The 14,114-nt window shown below is 64.9% G+C and carries 13 protein-coding genes and 1 pseudogene; 10 read left to right on the forward strand and 4 right to left on the reverse strand.

Features of this window, described 5'->3' with window-relative positions:
- The 6 genes and pseudogenes from CVM52_RS18545 to CVM52_RS18570 form a co-directional block, all read left to right on the forward strand.
- Positions 1-332, forward strand: a pseudogene (locus tag CVM52_RS18545) (tRNA dimethylallyltransferase); the annotation flags it as partial.
- 80 nt (positions 333-412) lie between these two features.
- On the forward strand, positions 413-1,240 hold the full coding sequence (locus tag CVM52_RS18550) for a helix-turn-helix transcriptional regulator (RefSeq protein ID WP_100163926.1): 828 nt from the start codon (positions 413-415) through the stop codon (positions 1,238-1,240).
- Positions 1,241-1,455: 215 nt separating this feature from the next.
- Positions 1,456-3,123 (forward strand): ABC transporter substrate-binding protein, encoded by a 1,668-nt coding sequence (locus tag CVM52_RS18555; protein ID WP_100163927.1) that lies wholly within the window; start codon positions 1,456-1,458, stop codon positions 3,121-3,123.
- A 121-nt stretch (positions 3,124-3,244) separates the two neighbouring features.
- Positions 3,245-4,297, forward strand: coding sequence for an ABC transporter permease (locus CVM52_RS18560; RefSeq protein ID WP_100163928.1), 1,053 nt, complete (start codon positions 3,245-3,247; stop codon positions 4,295-4,297).
- A 14-nt stretch (positions 4,298-4,311) separates the two neighbouring features.
- Entirely contained in the window at positions 4,312-5,505 is a 1,194-nt protein-coding gene (locus CVM52_RS18565) for an ABC transporter permease (RefSeq protein WP_100163929.1), read from the forward strand.
- A 98-nt stretch (positions 5,506-5,603) separates the two neighbouring features.
- A complete protein-coding gene (locus tag CVM52_RS18570; RefSeq protein WP_100163930.1) occupies positions 5,604-7,685 on the forward strand; it encodes a dipeptide ABC transporter ATP-binding protein in 2,082 nt (693 codons plus the stop codon).
- A 55-nt stretch (positions 7,686-7,740) separates the two neighbouring features.
- On the opposite strand, the gene CVM52_RS18575 is transcribed toward CVM52_RS18570, so the two are convergent.
- Together CVM52_RS18575 and CVM52_RS18580 are read right to left on the reverse strand one after the other, a co-directional pair.
- Complete coding sequence (locus CVM52_RS18575) at positions 7,741-8,259, reverse strand: hypothetical protein (protein WP_100163931.1); 519 nt, start codon at positions 8,257-8,259, stop codon at positions 7,741-7,743.
- Positions 8,260-8,455: 196 nt separating this feature from the next.
- On the reverse strand, positions 8,456-9,043 hold the full coding sequence (locus CVM52_RS18580; protein ID WP_100163932.1) for a lytic transglycosylase domain-containing protein: 588 nt from the start codon (positions 9,041-9,043) through the stop codon (positions 8,456-8,458).
- Positions 9,044-9,225: 182 nt separating this feature from the next.
- Between CVM52_RS18580 and ssb the strand changes: the two genes are divergently transcribed.
- Entirely contained in the window at positions 9,226-9,735 is a 510-nt protein-coding gene (gene ssb / locus CVM52_RS18585; RefSeq protein ID WP_100163933.1) for a single-stranded DNA-binding protein, read from the forward strand.
- A 46-nt stretch (positions 9,736-9,781) separates the two neighbouring features.
- Complete coding sequence (locus CVM52_RS18590; protein WP_100163934.1) at positions 9,782-10,855, forward strand: site-2 protease family protein; 1,074 nt, start codon at positions 9,782-9,784, stop codon at positions 10,853-10,855.
- 66 nt (positions 10,856-10,921) lie between these two features.
- Here the strand turns inward: CVM52_RS18590 and aroB are convergent, their stop codons facing one another.
- Together aroB and CVM52_RS18600 are read right to left on the reverse strand one after the other, a co-directional pair.
- Complete coding sequence (gene aroB, locus CVM52_RS18595; protein ID WP_100163935.1) at positions 10,922-12,034, reverse strand: 3-dehydroquinate synthase; 1,113 nt, start codon at positions 12,032-12,034, stop codon at positions 10,922-10,924.
- A complete protein-coding gene (locus CVM52_RS18600) occupies positions 12,034-12,624 on the reverse strand; it encodes a shikimate kinase (protein WP_100163936.1) in 591 nt (196 codons plus the stop codon). The genes aroB and CVM52_RS18600 overlap by 1 nt, the downstream gene beginning before the upstream one ends.
- 79 nt (positions 12,625-12,703) lie before the next feature.
- On the opposite strand from CVM52_RS18600, the gene CVM52_RS27030 reads away from it, so the two are divergent.
- Together CVM52_RS27030 and CVM52_RS18605 are read left to right on the forward strand one after the other, a co-directional pair.
- Positions 12,704-12,853 carry a hypothetical protein gene (locus CVM52_RS27030; protein ID WP_172721041.1) on the forward strand — a complete coding sequence of 50 codons (150 nt, stop codon included), beginning with the start codon at positions 12,704-12,706 and terminating at the stop codon, positions 12,851-12,853.
- On the forward strand, positions 12,843-14,114 hold a 1,272-nt coding region (locus tag CVM52_RS18605), incomplete at its 3' end, for a hypothetical protein (RefSeq protein ID WP_100163937.1). The genes CVM52_RS27030 and CVM52_RS18605, both read left to right, overlap by 11 nt.

Raw genomic sequence — 14,114 nt, forward strand, 5'->3', positions numbered from 1 at the left:
CGCCGCCACCGCTGCCGCTGGACCGGGTGACACCGCTGCTGTTCGACGCGCCGAAGGACTGGCTGACACCGCGCATCGCCCGCCGCTTCGACGCGATGCTGGCCGCCGGCGCGCTGGACGAGGTGGCAGCAATGCTGCCGCATCACGACCCGGCGCGCCCGGCCTTCCGCGCCATCGGCGTGCCGGAACTGGTGGCGCATCTGAACGGCGAAATTCCGCTTGCGGTGGCACGCGACCGCGCAACCGTGTCTACGCGCCAGTTTGCCAAGCGTCAGCGCACCTGGTTCCGCTCGAAAATGCGGCACTGGCACCGAATTCACCCGCTGGAGTGACAGCACCCGTTTGCAAATTCGCGACATAGCTGGCAGGTCTCGCAGCGAATGGTGAGGGATTCCATGCCAAAAGCGAACCCATGCTGCTGATCAACCCCGCGCGCGACAGCTATCGCCTGCTGACGCTGGCGCAACTGGCGGCGTCGGGTGCCTGGCAACTGGATCTGGTGCATGACCGGCCGGTGTCGCTGCTGATCTGGATCACCCGCGGCCAGGGGCTGGCGCTGCTGGACGGCGCCCGCCGTGGGGTCGGGGCGCATAATGCCCTGTTCGTGCCGGCGGGCAATCTGATGGCGCTGGACCTGGGGCGGCAGGGCTTCGGCCAGGCGCTGATCCTGCCCGATCCGCCGGACCAGACGCTGCCCACCACGGTGCTGCATCTGCGGATCCGCGACGTGATGGCCCAGAACGAGCTGACCACCATTTTCGAGGCGCTGGGCCGCGAGCAGAATGGCGGCCGCGCCTACAGCCAGAGCGCCATGGCCGCCCATGCCGCGCTGGCCGCGATCTGGCTGCGCCGCCACGCGCCCGAGAACGATCCGCGCGGCCAGGCGCAAACCGCGGCGCGGCGGCTGATGCGGGGCTATTTTGCCCGCCTCGCCTCGCATTATACCGATGGCGGCAGCATGGCCGATCATGCCGAGGCGCTGGGGGTCACCCCGACGCATCTGACCCGCGTCTGCAAGGCCGAGACCGGACGTACCGCCGCGGCCTTGTTGTCGGAACGGGTTTTGCATCGGGCCCGCAGCGACCTGACCGAAACCGATCTGCCGATACAGCAGGTCGCCAGCCAACTGGGATTTGGCAGTGCGGCCTATTTCACCCGGTTCATCCAGCAGCATACCGGCCGCACCCCCACCGCCCTGCGTAAGGCGGCAAAAGACGTTCGATCCCGCATAAACCCTTAACACTATTGTGAACAGGTCGTTTTTCAACCTGATCAATGTCGGTTTTTTTACATGAAACGGCGAAAGCGAAGATTGACCTGTCGGTCAATCTCGTGCGGAATACACCAATGGGAATGCTCGACATTCAATGCCTTGGACCATCCGGAACGTTAGCGGCGCCGGTCCGGCCGACAGCACTGGCAAAATTATAACGCGCCGCAACATGGGAGATATCGATGAAGGAAGACAGCTTGACGGGTAATCCGGTGCATTGGGCTGCCCGGATGCACGCCCAGGAATACCGCGAGGGCAAGATCAGCCGCCGCGAATTCCTCGCCCGCGCCACCCTGTTGGGGGTCAGCGCCGCGACCGCCTATGGCCTGGCTGGCCTCGGCGCCCCCGCGGCCCACGCCCAGGGTGCCCCGGCCGAAGGCGGCACGCTGCGGATGCAGATGCTGGTGAAGGCGCTGAAAGACACCCGCACCGCCGACTGGTCGGAAATCGCCAATGTGACGCGCGGTGCCTGCGAATACCTGGTGGAATATAACAATGACGGCTCGTTCCGGGGCATGCTGCTGGAAAGCTGGGAGGCGAATTCGGACGCGACCGAATACACCCTCAAGGTGCGGCCCGGCGTGAAATGGCACAATGGCGATGAGTTCACCGCCGAGGACGTGGCCCGCAACATCACCCGCTGGTGCGAAAAGGATGTCGAGGGCAACTCGATGGCCGCCCGCGTCGGATCGCTGGTGGACGAGGCAACCGGCAAGGCGCGCGAGGGCGCAATCACCGTGGTCGACCCGATGACCGTGGTGCTGAAGACCTCCACGCCCGACATCTCGATCATCCCCGGCTTTGCCGACTACCCGGCCGCCGTGGTGCATGCCAGCTATGATCCGTCCAGCCCCAATGACCTGATCGGCACCGGCCCCTATATGCTGACCGAGATGGAAGTCGGGGTGAAGGCGACGCTGCAGCGGGTGCCGGATTTCACCTGGTGGGGCACCGAGGTCTATGGCGGCCCCTATCTGGATACGATCGAATATATCGACTACGGCACCGACCCGGCGGCCTGGCTGGCGGCGATCGAATCCGAAGAGGTCGACGCGCTTTATGAATCGGTGGGCGAATTCATCGACATCATGAACGATATCGGGCTGGAACAGTCCGAAGTCGTGACCGCCGCGACTCTGGTAATCCGGCCCAACCAGCTGGCCGAGATCGACGGCGCGCAGCCCTATGCCGACAAGCGGGTGCGCCAGGCCATCACCATGGCGGTCGACAATGCCGTCTGCCTGGAACTGGGCTATGGCAACCGCGGCGAACCGGCGGAAAACCACCATGTCTCGCCGGTACATCCCGACTATGCCGAACTGCCACCGCGTTCGGCCGATCCGGCCGCGGCCAAGGCGCTGATGGAAGAGGCCGGGATGATGGATTTCGAACATGAAATCATCTCGATCGACGATGACTGGCGCAAGAACACCACCGATGCCGTCGCCGCCCAGCTGCGCGATGCCGGCTTCAAGGTGAAACGCACCGTGCTGCCGGGTTCGACCTTCTGGAACGACTGGACCAAATACCCGTTCAGCTCGACCAACTGGAACCACCGGCCGCTGGCGGTGCAGATCTGGGCGCTGGCCTATCGCACCGGCGAGGCGTGGAACGAATTCGGCTGGTCGAATGCCGAATTCGACGCCATCCTCGAAGAGGCGCTGGCCATCGCCGATGCCGACAAGCGGCGCGAAGTGGTCGCCCGCGGCGCGGCGCTGATCCAGGACGAGGGTGTCACCATCCAGCCCTATTGGCGGTCGATCTACCGGCATTACCGGCCCGGCTTTGTCGATATCGGCCAGCATATCACCTACGAACACCACCACTATAAATGGGCCGTCGCCGCCTAGGCGGCAGGCCAAAGCGCCGCCTCCCTCTCGGGGGGCGGCTTTCCGACCCGCAGGGAAAACGCGGGCGGAACACCAAGGGACCCGCATAACAAGGGTCCGGAAATGACCGACAGGGGGTCAAATGGGACTGTTCATCCTGCGCAGAACCGGCGTGATGGTGCTGACGGCGCTGTGCCTCACCTTCATCGTGTTCTTTCTGACCAACCTCTACCCCAACCTTGAAAAACTCGCCAAGACGCAGGGCAACTTCCGCATGTCGGACGAGGCCGTGGCCAGCTGGCTGACCCGCGAAGGCTATTTGCAGCCGCTGCCGGTGAAATACGGCCAGTGGCTGGGCGTGCTCCCGGGCTGGACGCTGGAAACCGAAGGCGGCATCACCGGGCGCTGCATCGACGGCACCGCGACCCCCGAAGAGGCGGCCCAGGCGCCGCGCTTCTGCGGCATCCTGCAGGGCGACTGGGGCTATTCCACCGTGTTCCGCGACGAGGTCTCCGGCATTATCGGCACCCGGCTGGGCCTGACCGGCAAGCTGATGTTCTGGGTGCTGGTGCTGATGGTGCCCTCGGCGCTGCTGGTCGGCGTGCTGGCGGGGATGCGCGAAGGTTCGACCACCGACCGCACGCTGTCGACCTTTTCGATCATCACCACGGCAACGCCCGAATATGTCTCGGGGGTGATCTTCATCGCGGTCTTCACCTCATCCACCGTCGGGCTGAAATGGTTCAAGGGCACCGCGACCAGCGCCATGGAGGATGCCAATTTCGAAAACTTCTTCCTGCCGGTGCTGACCATCTCGCTGTACGGCATGGGCTATATCGCCCGCATGACCCGCGCCTCGATGACCGAGGTGATGACGGCGCAATATATCCGCACCGCCCGGCTCAAGGGGGTGAAATTCTCCAACATCGTGCTGAAACACGCGCTGCGCAACGCGCTGATCGCGCCGTTTACGGTGATCCTGCTGCAAGTGCCCTGGCTGCTGAACGGCGTGGTGATTGTCGAGACGCTGTTCAACTACAAGGGCTTCGGCTGGACGCTGGTGCAGGCCGCCGGCAACAACGATATCGAACTGCTGCTGGCGGTCTCGGTGGTGTCGGTGGTGGTGGTGCTGGTCACCCAGCTCATCTCCGACATCGGCTATGTCTACCTGAACCCCCGCATCCGGATCTCATGAGGAAGAGCTGAGCCATGGAACCCCTCACCACAGCCCAGATCGCCGGACGCATCCTGTACCAGTTCATTCCGGTCTGGATCGCCTTGGCGGTGCTGTTCTCCGCCTCGTTCAGCTTCCGCCGTCGGCTGGGCCTTTATGGCAAACTGTTCGACAGCCCGATCGGCATGATCGGCTTCGGCCTGGTGATGTTCTGGGTCTTCACCGGCATCTTCGGCGCCTTCGACATGATCGCCACCCACGACCCGCTGGCACAGATCTCGGGGATGAAGAACAAGGTGCCCGGCACGCCGCTGCCCGCGCCCGAGGCGGGCGAATACGGTTGGTACCTGCTGGGCGGCGACAACCTGGCCCGCGACGTGTTCAGCCGCATGGTCTCGGGCAGCTGGGAGGTGATCAAATACGCCCCATTGGCCACTGTCGTCGCCTTCATGGTCGGCATCACCCTGGGCCTGCCGGCGGGCTATTACGGCCAACGGCTGGACACCACGCTCAGCTTTGTCGCCAACCTGATCCTGGCCTTCCCGGTCATCCTGCTGTTCTACCTGCTGGTCACCCCCGAGATCGTCGCCACCGGCCTGCCGCAATATATGGCGCTGTTCCTGTTTGCCTTCCCGCTGGTGTTCTTTGGCGTGTTGATCCATTCCCGGTTCCGCAGCCAGCCGAACAAGGATTACCTCTGGCTGGCGGTGGTGCTGATCCCGCTGTTCCTGATCTATGCCGCGGCGATCAACTCCGATGCGCCGGGTTCCAAGATCCGCTTCTGGCCGCTGGATCCCTTCGACGTGCCCGGCGGCATCCTGGTGGTCTTCGTCTCGGTGGTCTTCGTCAATTCGCCCACCGTGTTCCGGATTGTCCGGGGCCTGACCATGGACATCAAGACCCGCGACTATGTCGCCGCCGCCCAGACCCGTGGCGAAGGCGCCTGGTATATCATGCTGTGGGAAATCCTGCCCAATGCGCGGGGCCCGCTGATCGTCGATTTCTGCCTGCGCATCGGCTATACCACCATCCTGCTGGGCACCCTCGGCTTCTTCGGGCTGGGCCTGCCGCCGGAAAGCCCCGACTGGGGCTCGACCATCAACGAAGGCCGCAAGCTGTTGTCGATCTACCTGCACCCCGCCCTGCCTCCGGCGATCGCGCTGCTGAGCCTGGTGCTGGGTCTGAACCTGCTGGCCGATGGGCTGCGCGAGGAGAGTTTGCGCGATTAACGGGGCGGCAAGCGCCGGGGGCTCGGCCCCCGGACCCCCGGAACATTTGAAGCAAGAGGAAAAGCCCCGACTTTTCCCAGCCCCGACGGGAGTGTGACATGGCGAAATGGGACTATGACGGCCCGATCCTGGAAATAGACAAGCTGTCGATCTCGTTTTTCACCCGGCTCAGGGAAATCCCGGCGGTGATGGATTTCTCGGTCACGGTGCAGCCCGGCGAGGCGGTGGGGCTGGTGGGCGAATCCGGCTGCGGCAAATCCACCGTGGCGCTGGGAGTGATGCAGGACCTCGGCAAGAACGGCCGCGTTGTCGGCGGGTCGATCAAGTTCAAGGGCCGCGACCTGGGCGCGATGAGCGAGGCCGAACTGCGCGACATTCGCGGCTCGCAGATCGCGATGATCTATCAGGAGCCGATGGCCTCGCTGAACCCGGCCATGAAGATCGGCAAACAGCTGATGGAAGTGCCGATGATCCACCAGGGCCTGTCGGAAAAGGCGGCCTATCAGCGGGCGCTGCAGGTGGTGACGGATGTGAAACTGCCCGATCCCAAGCGGATGCTGAACTCGTTTCCGCACCAGCTGTCGGGCGGACAGCAGCAGCGCATCGTCATCGCCATGGCGCTGATGAGCGAACCGGCGCTGCTGATCCTGGACGAGCCGACCACCGCGCTGGACGTCACCGTCGAGGCGGCGGTGGTGCAGCTGGTCAAGGAACTGGGCGAGAAATACGGCACCTCGATGCTGTTCATCTCGCACAATCTGGGGCTGGTGCTGGAAACCTGTGACCGCATCTGCGTGATGTATTCCGGCGAGGCGGTTGAACGCGGCTCGATCGAGGATGTGTTCGACCGGATGCAACACCCCTATACCCAGGCGCTGTTCCGCTCGATCCCGCTGCCGGGCGCGGACAAGACCGCGCGGCCGCTAAAGGCGATTCCGGGGAATTTCCCCCTGCCCCACGAACGCCCCAACGGCTGCAATTTCGGCCCGCGCTGCGATTATTTCGAGGCCGGACGCTGCGACGTCAAGGACATCCCGATGTTCGAGATCGAAGGCAACGAACGCCACCACACCCGCTGTCTCCGCTACAAGGAAATCGACTGGAACGCGCCGATGGAGGTCGCCGAGGTCAAGCAGAAAGCCGAGATCGGCAAGGTGGTCCTGAAGATGGACCAGCTGAAGAAATATTACGAGGTGGCCGCCAACGCGCTGTTCGGCGGTGGCCATACCAAGGTGGTGAAGGCCAACGAAACCCTGTCTTTCGAGGCGCGCGAATCCGAAACCCTGGCCATCGTCGGCGAATCCGGCTGCGGCAAATCCACCTTTGCCAAGGTGCTGATGGGTCTGGAAACCGCCACCGACGGGCAGATCCTGCTGGACAACCGCAACATCGAACAGGTGCCGATCGAAAAGCGCGACGCCAAAACCGTGGGCGAGGTGCAGATGGTGTTTCAGAACCCGTTCGACACGCTGAACCCGTCGATGAGCGTGGGCCGCCAGATCATCCGGGCGCTGGAAATCTTCGGCGTCGGCAAGACCGAGGCCGACCGCCGCAAGCGGATGCTGGAACTGCTGGATCTGGTGAAACTGCCCCGCGCCTTTGCCGAGCGGATGCCGCGGCAACTCTCGGGCGGGCAGAAACAGCGGGTCGGCATCGCCCGCGCCTTTGCCGGCGGCGCCCGGATCGTGGTGGCGGACGAGCCGGTTTCGGCGCTGGATGTCAGCGTTCAGGCGGCGGTCACGGATCTGCTGATGGAAATCCAGCGCAACGAAAAGACCACGCTGCTGTTCATCAGCCACGACCTCAGCATCGTGCGCTACCTGTCGGACCGGGTGATGGTGATGTATCTGGGCCATGTGGTGGAACTGGGCACCACCGAAGAGGTGTTTTCGCCGCCCTATCACCCCTATACCGAAGCGCTGCTGTCGGCGGTGCCGATTGCCGACACCTCGGTACGCAAGAAGGAAATCGTGCTGGAGGGCGATATCCCATCGGCGATGAACCCGCCGCCGGGCTGCCCGTTCCAGACCCGCTGCCGCTGGAAGTCGCAGGTGCCGGGCAACCTGTGCGAAACCCAGGTGCCGCCGATGCGCGATTTTTCCGGCCACCAGATCAAGTGCCACCTGAGCGACGAGCAATTCGCCACGATGGAGCCGGTGATCCAGATCGCGGCGGAATAGCGGCCCAACGAAAAACGGCCCGCCGAAAGGCGGGCCGCGTCTGCGGGGACAGGGGTTACTTCGACCCCGATTCTCTCATCCGTTCCGGCAATTCCTCGGCCACGACATCGGCAAAGCCGGCGATCATGGCGTTGTAGAAATCATCGGTCGACGGGGCGACGCCAACATAGCCCTCGGGCACCGCGGCCTCAGCCGAATGCGCCTTGATCTTGATCGGATAGCTTTCGGTGTTGGCGTTGGTCATCGGGCTTTGCAGGCTCATCACCCCTTCCATCTGGTTGAACTCGGCCGAATCCGGCAGCATGGTGTCGCCGTCCAGGCTGACGCTCTGGATATTCACGTCGATCACATAGCCTTCGACCTCGTCGGTCAGGGAAATGCGTTCAAGGATCGCTTCCAGCAGATCCTGCGACAGTTCCGGATAATAGGACTGCGCGTTGGACTCCTTCAGGCTGGAATAGTCGGTATTCACCGTCACTTCCTTGATCGTCGGTTCAGCGGCCCAAACCTGCGTGGCCAGCAGGGCTGCGCTGGCCGTGGCGGCGGCGGAAAGCACGAAGTTGCGGGTCATCATCTCAATCTCCTTTTCTGCCTCCGGGCGCAGGATCTGCGCATGGGGCCAGAGGCGTGGTGTGGGAGCGTAACGCCCGATCCGGCCCTACGGTTCCCGCCGAAACGCCCCGCGCCTGCCGCACCGGCCGGTTGCATAAGCTGTTGGGAGTGTTGTGAATTGCCCAAGACCGGCGGTGATGCCGCCGCCGTAAGAGGCGCTAGCTGCCCCAGATGCGGCGCACGTAATTCATGGTTTCCTTATAGGGCGGCACGCCGCCATATTTGGTCACCGCCTCGGGGCCGGCATTATAGGCGGCCAGCGCCAGCCGCCACGAGCCGAACCGGCGGAACTGCATCGCCAGGTAACGCGCGCCGCCTTCCAGGTTTTGCAGCGGATCATGCGGATCGACCCCCAGCCGCCGCGCGGTTTCCGGCATCAACTGCGCCAGGCCCAGCGCGCCCTTGTGGGATTTGGCCGTCGGGTTCCAGGCCGATTCCTGCTGCACCAGGCGGGCAAACAGATCTTCGGGCACGTTATGCTTGCGCGCCGCATCGCGCGCCATCTCAAGATACTCACCCTGATAGGACGAGGTGTAGGGCGCGTCGGGATATTTGCTGGGCGTGTACACCGTCGGCGGCTGCAACCGGACCGAATTGGAATATTGCTGCGCCGCGCGGGTGTCCAGCAACCGGGTCTGCGACTTGAACAGCTTGCGCTGATTCCGGGTGGAAAACATGTCGGCCCCGGCAGGTGCAGCAAGACTGACTGCGGCAACTGCCGTCAAAACAAACCCGATACCGCGCATACGGTTCCGCGCTCCTGTCCCTTGCCCGTTCCGGCGCGCACTATATCCGATCACCTGCAAAAGGCCAGAACCGTTGGACAATCAGGTTAACCATGTTTCAACCTCCGGCGCGGACGTATAGTGTCACGCGGACCGGATCAGGGGATTCGGGAGCGCAACCAGATCTCAGCACGGGGAGCGATATGGCAGGTTCGGTCAACAAGGTTATAATCATCGGCAATCTGGGGCGCGATCCCGAGGTGCGCACCTTCCAGAATGGCGGCAAGGTGTGCAACCTGCGCATCGCCACCTCTGAAACCTGGAAGGACCGCAACACCGGCGAACGGCGCGAACGCACCGAATGGCACTCGGTCGCGATCTTCTCCGAGCCGCTGGCCCGCATTGCCGAGCAATATCTCAAGAAGGGCTCGAAGGTTTATATCGAGGGCCAGCTGGAAACCCGCAAATGGCAGGACCAGTCCGGTCAGGACCGCTATTCGACCGAGGTTGTGCTGCGCCCCTATCGAGGCGAACTCACCCTGCTTGACGCGCGTGGCGAAGGCGGCGGCGGCTATGGCGGCGGCGGCGGTGGTGGCGGGTATGGCGGCGGCTATGAAAGCGGCCCGCCGGATGACCGCTATGGCAGCGGCGGCGGCGGCAGCGGCCGTGGCGCGCCCGCCCCCAGCGATCTGGACGACGAGATCCCGTTCTAAGCCGACGGATATGGCGAAAGCGGTCATTGGCCCCTAGATTGGGGCCATGACATGGTCTTTCTCGCTGGGCCGGCTGTTCGGCTCTGAACTGCGCATTCACCTTACGTTTTTCCTGCTGCTGGCCTGGGTCGGCTTTGCCGCCTATGCCCAGGCCGGACCGGCCGCGGCGGTGCGCAACCTGCTGTTCATCCTGGCGCTGTTTGCCTGCGTCGTGGCGCATGAATTTGGCCATGCGCTGATGGCGCGGCGCTATGGCATCCGCACCCCGGATATCACCCTGCTGCCGATCGGCGGGCTGGCGCGGCTGGAGCGGATGCCGGAAAACCCGCTGCACGAGATCTGGGTGGCGCTGGCCGGGCCGGCGGTGAATATCGTGATCTGGCTGGTGCTGACGCTGCTGTTCGGCACCCGTGCGGCACTGGGCGATCTGGGCGATGGCGCGCTGTCCAGCGGTGGTTTCCTTGGCCAGCTGGCCACCGTCAACCTGATCCTGGCGCTGTTCAACATGATCCCGGCCTTTCCGATGGATGGTGGCCGGGTGTTCCGTGCCCTGCTCTGCTTGCGGATGGACCGGGTCAGGGCCACCCGCATCGCCAGCTATGCCGGCCAGGGCGTGGCGGTGCTGCTGGCCTTTGTCGGGCTCAGCACCGGCAACGCCATCCTGGTGCTGGTCGCCTTCTTCGTCTTTATCGCCGCCGGGGGTGAAAACCAGGACGTCGCCATGCGGTCGGCCGCGCGGCAGCTGCGGGCGCGCGACGCGATGATCACCCGGTTCGAGTCGCTTGCGCCCGATGACAGTGTCGAGGCCGCCGCCGCGGCGCTGATCCGCACCACCCAGCATGAATTCCCGGTGCTGCAGGAGGACGGCGCGCTGGCCGGATTCGTCACCCGCAACGCCATTTTCAAGGCGACGGTCGAAGGCAAATCCGCCACGCAGCCGGTCCACACCATCATGGAAACCGAGATTCCCCGCGTCGGGCTGGGCACCGGCCTGGAACGCATCCTGGAGGCGCTGCACAAGGGCGCGCCCGCCGTCGCCGTCTGTGCGGCCGGCGGCGAGATGATCGGCTATGTCACCCGCGAGAATATCGGTGAGTTGATGGTGCTGAAGGGCCGGTAATCGGGGCAGCCTGATCCGGACCGGAGCGGTCCCGGAACGGGTCCGGGACGAAACGATCCAGACAAATCAGCGCAGTGCCAGCGCATCCTCAAGCAGCGCATGCACCTTGTCGCGCGGCACCTCCGAGGTCACGAAGGCCTCGCCGATGCCGCGTGCGAGGATAAAGCGCAGCTGGCCGTCGACCACTTTCTTGTCCTGCGCCATCAGCTCCAGAAGCGCCTCGGGCCCCGGCAGATCACCCGGAATGTCGGCCAGGTCGGTCTTCATACCCATCGTCTTCAGATGCGCCCGCACCCGGCTGGGCGCCTCCTGCGCGCATAGTCCCAGCCGCGCCGACAGCTCGAAGGCCAGCGCACAGCCGATCGCCACGCCCTCGCCATGCAGCAGCCGGTCGGAATAGCCGGTCGCCGCTTCCAGCGCGTGACAGAAGGTATGGCCCAGGTTCAGCAGCGCGCGGTCGCCCTGCTCGGTCTCGTCGCGGGCCACGATATCGGCCTTCATCTGCACCGACCGTGCCACCGCCGCGACCCGCGCGGCCATGTCGCCGCGCGCCAGCGCTGGCCCCTGATCTTCCAGCCAGTCGAAAAACGCCGCATCGCCCAGCAGCCCGTATTTCACCACCTCGCCGTAGCCGGCGAGGAAATCGCGCGCCGTCAGCGTGCCCAGAACCTCGGTATCGGCCAGCACCAGCGCCGGCTGGTGAAAGGCGCCGACCAGGTTCTTGCCATGGCCGGTATTGATGCCGGTCTTGCCGCCCACCGAACTGTCGACCTGCGCCAACAGCGAGGTCGGCACCTGCACGAAACGCACGCCGCGCCGCAGGATCGCGGCGGCAAATCCGACCAGATCGCCGATCACCCCGCCGCCCAGGGCGATGACCACATCGCGCCGCTCGACCTTCTGGTCCAGCAGCCAGCCCACCGCGCGCTCCAGCTGCGCCCAGCTTTTGGTCGCCTCGCCCGGCGGCAAGCTCAGCGCCTCAAGGGTAATGCCCGCCTCTGCCAGCCCCTGGCGCAGGCACGCAAGATGCAGCCCGGCTACCGTTTCATCGCTGATCACCGTCACCTTGGGCCGTGCCAGCAGCGGCGCGATCAGCGCACCGGACTGTGCCAGCAGGCCGGGCCCGATCCTCACATCATAGCTGCGCGCGCCCAGCGGCACGTGAACGGTCTGTTGCATCACTGAATATCCAGAACATCCGGGCGTGTGGCCAGCGCCGCCAGCACCCGATCCACCATCTGCTCGATCGAGGCCTCGCCGTCCGAACGCACTTCCAGATCGGCCAGGGCGTAGAACCCGACGCGATCATCATAGAGATCCTGCAGCGTCTGACGCGGATTGGCGGTACGCAGCAGGGGCCGGGTATCGCGGTGCTTGACCCGGCTCCACAACACCGCGGGATCGGCGTTCAGCCAGACCGCAACCCCCTTGTCCGAGATCATCCGCCGATTCGCCTCGGCCAGATAGGCGCCGCCTCCGGTCGACAGCACCCCGCGCGTGTCATCCAACAGGCGCGAGATCACCTGCGATTCCTTGCGGCGGAAGAAACCTTCGCCGTCGCGGGCAAAAATCTCCGGCACGCTCATATTGGCGGCGGCCTCGATCTCGTGATCGCTGTCGATAAAGGGCACCTTCAACCGCGCGGCCAAGGCGCGGCCTACGGCGGTTTTGCCCGCCCCCATCATGCCCACCATTACGACGGTCTTTTTCAGTTTTCCGTGCACGCGCTGTGCCTGTCTGGGCGAAGCCGTCTGCTCAATTCCGCTCATTCTTCAGTGAATGACGTGATATTGAAGAAAAGGCCATATATAATTGAAATCAAAATAACGGGCAGGCAGCGAGGGCGCTATGGGCAGACTATTCAGGTTCGTGATCTATCTCCTATGCTTGGCGTTTCTCGCCATAGTCGGCTATGCCTATCTGGGGCCGTGGTTCGGGACCGATTTCTCGGCACCACAGACCGAGATACGCAAACCGGTGACGCTGAATGCGGATTGACTGCGCCGTTTTCGCCCTGTTCCTCCCCACCGCCGCGCTGGCCCAGGCGCCGTTGTCGGCGATCGAATGGTTGGGTGAAAACGCGCCGCAGGTCCGCTCTGGCCCGGTGCTGTTGGAGCCGCCGGTCACCAAGACCGCGCTGCATCCGCAGATCCAGGTGCAGCCGCTGCGCCAGTTGGCCGATCCGGTGGGGTTGGTGCCGGCCTCGGTCACCGGGCTGCCCGAAGATCTGTGGCGCCGCAGCGACGCCACCGCGCTGGCGACGCTGATCGCCGATGTGCCGGTGCAGGACAGCCCGGCGATGCAGACTCTGCTTTATACGCTGCTGCTGTCGGAAACCCGCCCGCCCGACGGGGTGCGGGCCGAGGAAACCCTGCTGCTGGCGCGGTTGGATCGGCTGTTGGAACTGGGGGCGGTCGACCCGGCGCAATCCCTGGCCGAGGCCGCCGCGCCGCGAAAAAGCCCGGCGCGCTTCCAGCGCTGGTTCGACGCAGCGCTGCTTACCGGCAATGAAGAGGCAACCTGTGCCGCGCTGGACGAGGCGCCGCATCTCAAGCCGGATTACGACGCGCAGATCTATTGCGACATGCGCCTGGGCGATTGGGAGACCGCCGCGCTGACGCTGGAGGCGGCCCATGCGCTGGAGCTGCTGCCCCCCGACCGGCTGGCCCTGCTGGACCGCCTGCTGTCGCCCGAGGTCTTCGATGACGCCCCACCCCTGCGCGCACCCGATGCACCCGATCCGCTGACCTTCCGCATGTTCGAGGATATCGGCGAACCGCTGCCCACCGCGGCGCTGCCCCGCGCCTTTGCCACCGCCGATCTGCGCGACGTGGCCGGCTGGAAGGCCCAGGTCGAAGCGGCGGAGCGGCTGACGCGCATCGGCGCGCTGCCCCCCAACCGGATGCTGGGCCTGTTTACCGAACGCTCGCCCGCCGCCTCGGGCGGCATCTGGGACCGCATCACCGCGCTGCAGCGCTTTGAAACCGCGCTGGATCACCGCAGCGCCGAAGCGGTGGCCAAGACGCTGCCGCCGGTCTGGGAGGCGATGCAGGCGGCGCAATTGGAAGTGCCCTTTGCCACGCTGTTTGCCAGCCGCCTGTCCGACATCGTGCTGGACGATCCCCGCGCCCGCGCCATCGCCTGGCGGGTGGCGCTGCTGTCGCCCGATTACGAGACCGCGGCGCAGACCCCGCTGGGACAGGGGGCGGCAGACCAGTTCCTGGCCGCGCTGGCGCTGGGCGATCCCGGCAGCGTGCCG

It is taken from the genome of Pseudooceanicola lipolyticus, assembly GCF_002786325.1.
In the GTDB taxonomy this organism is placed as follows: Bacteria; Pseudomonadota; Alphaproteobacteria; order Rhodobacterales; family Rhodobacteraceae; genus Pseudooceanicola_C; species Pseudooceanicola_C lipolyticus.

Coding starts and splice junctions, on each gene's coding strand:
- CVM52_RS18550 (WP_100163926.1), top strand. CDS start 413: ATGCTGCTGATCAACCCCGCGCGCGACAGCTATCGCCTGCTGACGCTG.
- CVM52_RS18555 (WP_100163927.1), top strand. CDS start 1,456: ATGAAGGAAGACAGCTTGACGGGTAATCCGGTGCATTGGGCTGCCCGG.
- CVM52_RS18560 (WP_100163928.1), top strand. CDS start 3,245: ATGGGACTGTTCATCCTGCGCAGAACCGGCGTGATGGTGCTGACGGCG.
- CVM52_RS18565 (WP_100163929.1), top strand. CDS start 4,312: ATGGAACCCCTCACCACAGCCCAGATCGCCGGACGCATCCTGTACCAG.
- CVM52_RS18570 (WP_100163930.1), top strand. CDS start 5,604: ATGGCGAAATGGGACTATGACGGCCCGATCCTGGAAATAGACAAGCTG.
- CVM52_RS18575 (WP_100163931.1), bottom strand. CDS start 8,259: ATGATGACCCGCAACTTCGTGCTTTCCGCCGCCGCCACGGCCAGCGCA.
- CVM52_RS18580 (WP_100163932.1), bottom strand. CDS start 9,043: ATGCGCGGTATCGGGTTTGTTTTGACGGCAGTTGCCGCAGTCAGTCTT.
- ssb (WP_100163933.1), top strand. CDS start 9,226: ATGGCAGGTTCGGTCAACAAGGTTATAATCATCGGCAATCTGGGGCGC.
- CVM52_RS18590 (WP_100163934.1), top strand. CDS start 9,782: ATGACATGGTCTTTCTCGCTGGGCCGGCTGTTCGGCTCTGAACTGCGC.
- aroB (WP_100163935.1), bottom strand. CDS start 12,034: ATGCAACAGACCGTTCACGTGCCGCTGGGCGCGCGCAGCTATGATGTG.
- CVM52_RS18600 (WP_100163936.1), bottom strand. CDS start 12,624: ATGAGCGGAATTGAGCAGACGGCTTCGCCCAGACAGGCACAGCGCGTG.
- CVM52_RS27030 (WP_172721041.1), top strand. CDS start 12,704: ATGGGCAGACTATTCAGGTTCGTGATCTATCTCCTATGCTTGGCGTTT.